Origin of the sequence: Pseudomonas sp., assembly GCF_030696055.1 — a bacterium.
Taxonomy (GTDB): domain Bacteria; phylum Pseudomonadota; class Gammaproteobacteria; order Pseudomonadales; family Pseudomonadaceae; genus Aquipseudomonas.
Genome location: NZ_JAUYNP010000134.1, coordinates 1 through 7,123 on the forward strand (window position 1 = coordinate 1; position 7,123 = coordinate 7,123).

Below are 7,123 nucleotides of genomic sequence, written 5' to 3' on the forward strand. Positions count from 1 at the left end.
TGGTTTTCATCGACCAGCTGCTTGAGCTTGCGCTTGCTGGTGATGGTGTAGTTCAGGTTGAGGCGGGCGAACTCGTACTGCCGCGGCTGCGCCGGCACCGGCAGTTGCTCGAGGAACCACTCGTAGAGCGGACGGTGATCTTCGAACTCCAGGGTGCAGATGGAGTGGGTGATGCCTTCGATGGCGTCCGACTGACCGTGGGTGTAGTCGTAGCTCGGGTAGATGCACCACTTGTCGCCGGTCTGGTGGTGATGGGCGTGGCGAATGCGGTAGAGGATAGGGTCGCGCAGGTTCATGTTCGGCGCGGCCATATCGATCTTGGCGCGCAGGGCACGGGCGCCATCGGGGAACTCGCCAGCCTTCATACGGGCGAACAGGTCGAGGTTCTCTTCGACGCTACGCTCGCGGAACGGGCTATTTTTGCCCGGCTCGGTGAGGTTGCCGCGGTACTCGCGGGCCTGCTCCGGCGACAGGTCGTCGACGTAAGCCTTGCCGGCCTTGATCAGCTCGACGGCCCAGTCGTGCAACTGGTCGAAATAATTGGAGGCGTAACGCTCCTCGCCGGCCCACTGAAAGCCCAGCCACTGCACGTCGCTCTTGATCGCGTCGATATATTCCTGGTCTTCCTTGGCCGGGTTGGTGTCGTCGAAGCGCAGGTTGCACTGGCCACCAAACTCTTGGGCCAGGCCGAAGTTCAGGCAGATCGACTTGGCATGGCCGATATGCAGGTAGCCATTGGGCTCCGGCGGAAAACGGGTGATGATCTTCGCGTGCTTGCCGGCATCCAGATCGGCCTGGACTATGGGGCGCAGAAAATTGGCGGCGGCTTGGCTGGCTTTTGGATCGACAGGTGGCTTGCTCATGGGGTCCTTGATCATGCAGGTGCGTGGCGCAGGGTAGGCCGACTAAAACAAAGCGCTTATCATAGCCGAAGCTGTCAACCCCCTGACAGGCCCAAGAACCGCTTCAATACCCTTTGCGCCAAGCTAACGCGGCGTAATCAAAGGAAATTGAGGCGGTTCGTGGATTTCTCGACAGAGCGACTACCTACATGATCAAGCTGCACACCAACCACGGCGTCATCACCCTCAAGCTGTTCGAAGACAAAGCCCCGGAAACCGTGGCCAACTTCAAGCAATACGTGAAAGACGGCCACTACGACAACACGGTTTTCCACCGGGTGATCAGCAATTTTATGATCCAGGGCGGCGGTTTCGAGCCGGGCATGAAGCAGAAAGCCACTCGCGCCACCATCAAGAACGAAGCCAACAATGGCGTGGCCAACAAGATCGGCACCGTCGCCATGGCCCGCACCATGGAGCCTCATTCGGCCAGCGCGCAGTTCTTTATCAACGTTGCCGACAACAGCTTCCTCAACCACAGCGCGCCGACCGTGCAGGGCTGGGGCTATACGGTATTCGGTGAAGTGGTTGAGGGCATGGACGTGGTCAACGCCATCAAGGGCGTCGCCACCACCAGCAAATCCGGCCACCAGGATGTACCTGTGGAAGATGTGATCATCGAGCGTGCCGAGATCCTTGAGTGATTCTACTGATCTCCGATCTGCATCTTGAACAGGAGCGCCCGGACATCAGCCGGGCGTTCCTGCATTTCCTCAAGACTCGCGCGGTCCAGGCCGAGGCACTGTATATCCTCGGCGACTTCTTCGAAGTGTGGATCGGCGACGACGCCATCAGCCCATTTCAACGCTCGATTGCCCAAGCCCTGCGCCAACTGAGCGACGGCGGCACGCGCATCTACCTGATGCATGGCAATCGTGATTTCCTGATCGGCAAGGCCTTCTGCCGCGAAGCCGGCTGCACCCTGCTGCGCGACCCCAGCCTGGTCGAGTTGGGCGGCGAGCAGGTGCTGCTGATGCACGGCGACAGCCTGTGCACCCAGGACGTCGGTTATATGAAGCTGCGCCGCCTGCTGCGCAACCCGCTGTCGCTGTTTATCCTGCGCCACTTGCCGCTGGCCACCCGTCACCAGCTGGCGCGCAAGCTGCGCAATGAGAGCCGCGCGCAGACCCGCATGAAGGCCAGCGATATAGTCGACGTCACCCCGGATGAGGTGCCACGGATCATGGCCGCCCATGGCGTGCGCACCCTGATTCATGGGCATACCCATAGACCGGCGGTGCATGCGCTGACGCTGGATGGCCAACCGGCACGGCGCATCGTACTGGGCGACTGGGATAGGCAAGGCTGGGCGTTGCAAGTGGATACGCAAGGGTTTCGGCTGGAGCCGTTTGCCTTCGCTTGATGGATCGCGGATCGCCAGCCTTCGTAGCCCGAATGCAATCCGGGGATCGGTTTTATGGCCACCACCTATGCCCAATCAGGCTGGTGGCACGCCGCTATGGAAGCGAAACTCCGTATCTGGCGACTCGATCAGTTCGCGCTCGGCCGCCCTCACCCGCGCTATGGCCTGGTTGACGTCGCGCTCATCGCCGTACTGATGGGCGAGCTTCAGGTAACCCTGGAAGTGCCGCGCTTCGCTTTTCAGCAGACCGAAGTAGAACTTGCCCAGTTCTTCATCCAGATGCGGCACCAAGGCCTCGAAACGCTCGCAACTGCGCGCCTCGATAAAGGCGCCCACCACCAGGGTATCCACCAGCTTGTGCGGTTCGTGGGTGCGCACCACCTTGCGCAAACCCGAGGCGTAGCGCGCCGCCGAGACCGGGCGCAGGCCAATCTTGCGCCGCTTCATGATGCGCAGCACCTGCTCATGGTGCACCAGCTCTTCCCGCGCCAGGCGCGACATGGCGTTGAGCAGGTCGACATAGGTGCTGTACTTGGCCATCAGGCTCAGGGCAGTGCTGGCGGCCTTGAATTCGCAGTTCTTGTGGTCGATCAAGAGGGTTGATTGATCGGCCAAGGCCGCGGCAATCCAGGCGTCCGGGGTGCGACAGGCGAGAAACTCATGAATTTCCGGCAAGTTCATCGCGGCTGACTCCCGGCGATCGGCGCGATCCGGGCGGCATGCCCAAGGCTCGGCGGGTGAATTTCGACTTCAAGTAACTCGGGCATAGGCTCACACAGTGGATTGGTAGCGCCGACAGGCGCGCGAAGCCCACCATTATACGAATGGACACAGGAACAACCAGAGAGGCCATTGACACCAATCAAGTACAGATACAGATTCAGACATCTATAGTGATTTGACGCGCAACTGACTTCACAGGGAGATGATCATGCAAGCTATTCGCAGCATTTTGGTGGTAATGGAGCCCGAACGAGCGGAAGGCCTGGCGCTGAAACGCGCCAAACTGATAGCCGGAGTCACGCAATCGCATCTGCATCTACTGGTGTGCGACAAGAAGAATGATCACACCGCCTACCTGAGCGATCTGACCGGCTTGCTCAACAGTGAAGGCTTCAGCGCTTCCGGCCAACAGGCCTGGCATGAAAGCCTGCACCAAACCATCATCAGCGTGCAGCAGGCCGAAGGTTGCGGCCTGGTGATCAAGCAGCACTTCCCCGACAACCCGCTGAAAAAAGCCATTCTCACCCCGGATGACTGGAAACTGCTGCGTTACTGCCCAGGCCCGGTGCTGATGGTGAAAACCGACAAGTCCTGGGCCGGCAGCGCCATTCTGGCAGCGGTCGATGTGGGCAATGCCGATAGCGAACACCGCACCTTGCACACCAGCATCGTCAGCCATGGCTTCGAAATCGCCGCGCTGGCCAAGGCCGAACTGCATGTAATCAGCGCCCACCCGACCCCGATGCTCTCGGCCGCCGACCCGACCTTCCAGCTCAAGGAAACCATCGAGGCGCGCTACCGCGATCAGTGCAGGGCCTTCCAGGCCGAATACGACATAGCCGAGGAACGCCTGCATATAGTCGAAGGGCCGGCCGATGTGCTGATTCCGCAGATGGCGCACCAGCTCAACGCAGGCGTGACCGTGATCGGCACCGTGGCGCGCACCGGCATTGCCGGCGCCCTGATCGGCAATACCGCCGAGGTGGTTCTCGACTCGCTGGAAAGCGATGTGCTGGTGCTCAAGCCCGACGACATCATTGCCCACCTGGAAGAACTGATGGCGCAACGCTGAACACCAGGGTGGGTGCCTAGGCACCCACCCGACCATATAACCATCCGCCGCACGCTTAGGCATAAATCGACTGACCCAGGCGACCAATCACCTTGGCGTGCAACCAAACAGCCACCAGACTGACTTATTGAGTTGAGCGAGCAAGAGCTATTGCCCTTTGAACGGCAGGGCTCGCCGGTGAGCATCCCGATGCATACCCCGATAATCGAGGTGAGTGCATGTCGGCGCCGTACTGAGAGCTGTAGAGGCTAACCAGCATCCTTAGGCAATCCGCCCGAAGTGGTGGCGCAGTTACTCCGGCAGCAGACGCGCTCCGGCTCGATCGTCTCAATTTAGATGCGCTGGAACAACAGCAGCAACGCTGTGGAGGCAACTTTCGCAGTTGCATAAACGATCAGCAGCAGTTCAGCGGTCATCGCCGACCGCTCGGCTCAGGCATCAACCATCGAACTGAGCGGACGAGTTTCGATTTCGGCTATCGCGTGCATGATGTCGGTGAGGGAGCTTCCGACTGAAGGACAGAGCGGCAAGGGTTGGCAACCAATGCCCCCTAATCGCCCACAGAGGTATAAGCCCAGAGCGCTTGCACCTCCGTCTACCTGACAACCGTACTCGTACGCGGGAAGACACTCATGCATACCATTCGTAACACCTTAGTGGTGGTGGATTCGCAGCAGCCTGAGGAGCTGATTCTAAACAGAGCCAAAATGATTGCCGACGCCACCCGGTCGCACTTGCATCTGCTGGTCTGCGACAAGCGGCTCAACCATTCCTCTTACCTGAACGACATGCGCGGGGCCCTGGAAAAGAAGGGTTTCAGCGTCAGCACCGAACAGGCCTGGCACAAGAGTCCGCACCAGACCATTATCGCCACGCAGCAGGCGAAGGGCTGTGGCCTGGTGATCAAGCAGCATGCCCCTGACAACCCACTGAAGAAAGCCCTGCTCACCCCGGATGACTGGAAACTGCTGCGCTATTGCCCCAGCCCGGTACTCATAGTGAAAACCGCTACACCCTGGATAGGTGGCGCCATTCTCGCGGCCGTCGATGTGGGCAACAGCGAGATCGAACACCGCGTCCTGCATGCCGGCATCGTCAGCCACGGTTACGACATCGCCCAGATGGCAGGCGGCACGCTGCACATGCTGAGTGCCCACCCCTATCCGATGCTCTCGGCGCCCGACCCCACCTTCCAGCTCAAGGAGAGCATCCAGGCCTTCTACCGCGAACAGTGCAAAACCCTCCAGAGCGAATTCAATATCAGCGACGAACGGGTGCATATCGAGGAAGGCTCGGCCGACGCGCTCATTCCGCACATCGCGCACAAGCTCAAGGCAGCCCTGACGGTGATCGGTAATGTGGCCCGTAGCGGCCTGTCCGGCGCGCTGATCGGCAACACCGCCGAGATGATCCTCGACACCCTGGAGAGCGACGTCCTGGTGCTCAAACCGGACGACGTCATTAATCACCTGGAAGAGCTGGCCGCCCCACTATCGACCCTCGCGGCGGATGTCTCGTGCTCCTGGCCCTATCACCATCGACCACACACATAGGCGCCCCAGACAAGCAACGTTGAAGGAGATAGCCATGCGCTCGATGCAGAACATCCTGATAGTGATCCACCCGACTTCGGCCACAGATCCGGCCCTCGAGCGCGGCAAACAACTTGCCAAAGCCCTCGATGCCGAACTCAAGGTTTTACTCTGCAACCCGCACCTGGCACAGGGCGAATACCTCGAGCAACTGTTGAGCGAGCTGCACCGGGAAGGCTTGCGCGCTTATGGCGAGCAGGCGACGGTGGAGCCGAAGCATAGCTGCGCCGCCATTCTCGCTGCCCAACAGCAGTACAACTGTGATCTGGTGATCAAGCAACACCACCCAGACTCCCAGCTCAGGAAACTCCTCTCGCCCCCTGACGACTGGCAATTGTCGCGCCAGCTGCCGGTACCCTTGCTGCTGGTCAAGAGTGAGCGCCCCTGGGCGGGCGGCACCATCCTGGCGGCCATGGATGTCGATCACCAGGACCCGCAACATCGCATGCTGCAGGGCAACGTCATGAATTACGCCGTCGACCTGTGCGGCCTGTTCGATGCCGAGCTGCATGTGGTCAGTGCCTACGACGTCCCCTCCTTGGATCTGGCCGATCCGGTCGCTCACCACGACCAGGCCATAGCCCTGCATTGTCATGACCAGTGCCAATGGTTCCAGCGCGAGTACGAACTCGCCGAGCACCGCCTGCATATCGGCGAAGGGCCCGCCAGGGTCCTGATCCCGCGCATCGCCCATGAACAGGGGGCGGTACTGACCGTGCTGGGTACTATCGCCCGCAGCGGGCTGGAAGGCATCCTGATCGGCAATACCGCCGAGGCCGTACTGGATGGGCTGGAGAGCGATGTGCTGGTGTTAAAGCCCTACGAGGCGCCTGCTCGACTGGCCGAGCAGAGCAACGACCGGGTGGCCTGAACACGGGGCGCTACCGTTTGCAACACGGCGGCCTCGCCTCTAGACGCGCAGCTCCAAGCCTTCGCGGAGGAATCTGGGCGCTATATAGCGTTCATAGTGCGCTTCCGACAGCAGGAAGAACTCGCTATCGATGGCGTCGCGCAGTTCGGGCAGCGCCCAGGTGCGAAACTCCGGCAGCAGCACCATGCCGTAGGCCTCCAGTTGACTGATGACCCGCGCGCCACGGGCAATCAGCTGATAAGCCCAGCAATAAGGCGACTGCTGCGGTACGAAGCGGATCTTGCGCTGCTCCAACTGATTGCGCAGTCGGACGCTGTCGAATACTTCCAACTTGCCCGCCATCACCTGGACCAATAAGACCTCCAGGCGCAGCCACACGGCGTGTTTCTCCTCGTCGTTATAGCTGTTCCAATTGATCACCTCATGGTGGAAGCGCTTGCAGCCACGGCACACCAGATCACCGTAAACAGTGGAACAGAGGCCGACGCAGGGGGTCTTGATGGTCTGATTGGGCATAGGTCAGGAGGACACGGGAAAGCAGAACAGGCCGGCATGTTAGCCCTTTGTCTAACATTGATCACCCCTCAATCTTGAGGGGCC

The 7,123-nt window shown here is 60.4% G+C and carries 8 protein-coding genes; 5 read left to right on the forward strand and 3 right to left on the reverse strand.

What is annotated here, in order from left to right; all coding sequences use genetic code 11:
• On the reverse strand, window positions 1–863 hold an 863-nt coding region (gene glnS / locus Q8Q83_RS07975), incomplete at its 3' end, for a glutamine--tRNA ligase (RefSeq protein ID WP_305622660.1).
• Window positions 864–1,051: 188 nt separating this feature from the next.
• On the opposite strand from glnS, the gene Q8Q83_RS07980 reads away from it, so the two are divergent.
• The gene (locus Q8Q83_RS07980; protein ID WP_305622661.1) at window positions 1,052–1,546 is read left to right on the forward strand and encodes a peptidylprolyl isomerase; all 495 of its coding nucleotides are present in this window, start codon (window positions 1,052–1,054) and stop codon (window positions 1,544–1,546) included.
• Complete coding sequence (gene lpxH, locus Q8Q83_RS07985; protein ID WP_305622663.1) at window positions 1,543–2,265, forward strand: UDP-2,3-diacylglucosamine diphosphatase; 723 nt, start codon at window positions 1,543–1,545, stop codon at window positions 2,263–2,265. The genes Q8Q83_RS07980 and lpxH overlap by 4 nt, the downstream gene beginning before the upstream one ends.
• A 75-nt stretch (window positions 2,266–2,340) precedes the next feature.
• Here lpxH and Q8Q83_RS07990 read toward each other — a convergent pair whose 3' ends face one another.
• On the reverse strand, window positions 2,341–2,946 hold the full coding sequence (locus Q8Q83_RS07990) for a tRNA-(ms[2]io[6]A)-hydroxylase (protein ID WP_305622664.1): 606 nt from the start codon (window positions 2,944–2,946) through the stop codon (window positions 2,341–2,343).
• Window positions 2,947–3,196: 250 nt separating this feature from the next.
• On the opposite strand from Q8Q83_RS07990, the gene Q8Q83_RS07995 reads away from it, so the two are divergent.
• The 3 genes from Q8Q83_RS07995 to Q8Q83_RS08005 all read left to right on the forward strand — a co-directional run bounded on the left by Q8Q83_RS07995 (window position 3,197) and on the right by Q8Q83_RS08005 (window position 6,523).
• On the forward strand, window positions 3,197–4,060 hold the full coding sequence (locus tag Q8Q83_RS07995) for a universal stress protein (RefSeq protein WP_305622665.1): 864 nt from the start codon (window positions 3,197–3,199) through the stop codon (window positions 4,058–4,060).
• A 632-nt stretch (window positions 4,061–4,692) separates the two neighbouring features.
• Window positions 4,693–5,613, forward strand: a complete 921-nt coding sequence (locus Q8Q83_RS08000; RefSeq protein WP_305622667.1) for a universal stress protein — start codon at window positions 4,693–4,695, stop codon at window positions 5,611–5,613.
• A 34-nt stretch (window positions 5,614–5,647) separates the two neighbouring features.
• Entirely contained in the window at window positions 5,648–6,523 is an 876-nt protein-coding gene (locus tag Q8Q83_RS08005; protein WP_305622669.1) for a universal stress protein, read from the forward strand.
• Between the two features lie 39 nt (window positions 6,524–6,562).
• Here Q8Q83_RS08005 and Q8Q83_RS08010 read toward each other — a convergent pair whose 3' ends face one another.
• On the reverse strand, window positions 6,563–7,039 hold the full coding sequence (locus tag Q8Q83_RS08010) for a DUF1289 domain-containing protein (RefSeq protein ID WP_305622671.1): 477 nt from the start codon (window positions 7,037–7,039) through the stop codon (window positions 6,563–6,565).
• Window positions 7,040–7,123 lie beyond the last annotated feature (84 nt).

What these genes read in the sequence shown, in the direction of transcription:
- Q8Q83_RS07995 (WP_305622665.1), top strand. Translation starts at nt 3,197, where the DNA reads ATGCAAGCTATTCGCAGCATTTTGGTGGTAATGGAGCCCGAACGAGCG.
- Q8Q83_RS08000 (WP_305622667.1), top strand. Translation starts at nt 4,693, where the DNA reads ATGCATACCATTCGTAACACCTTAGTGGTGGTGGATTCGCAGCAGCCT.
- Q8Q83_RS07980 (WP_305622661.1), top strand. Translation starts at nt 1,052, where the DNA reads ATGATCAAGCTGCACACCAACCACGGCGTCATCACCCTCAAGCTGTTC.
- Q8Q83_RS08010 (WP_305622671.1), bottom strand. Translation starts at nt 7,039, where the DNA reads ATGCCCAATCAGACCATCAAGACCCCCTGCGTCGGCCTCTGTTCCACT.
- Q8Q83_RS08005 (WP_305622669.1), top strand. Translation starts at nt 5,648, where the DNA reads ATGCGCTCGATGCAGAACATCCTGATAGTGATCCACCCGACTTCGGCC.
- Q8Q83_RS07990 (WP_305622664.1), bottom strand. Translation starts at nt 2,946, where the DNA reads ATGAACTTGCCGGAAATTCATGAGTTTCTCGCCTGTCGCACCCCGGAC.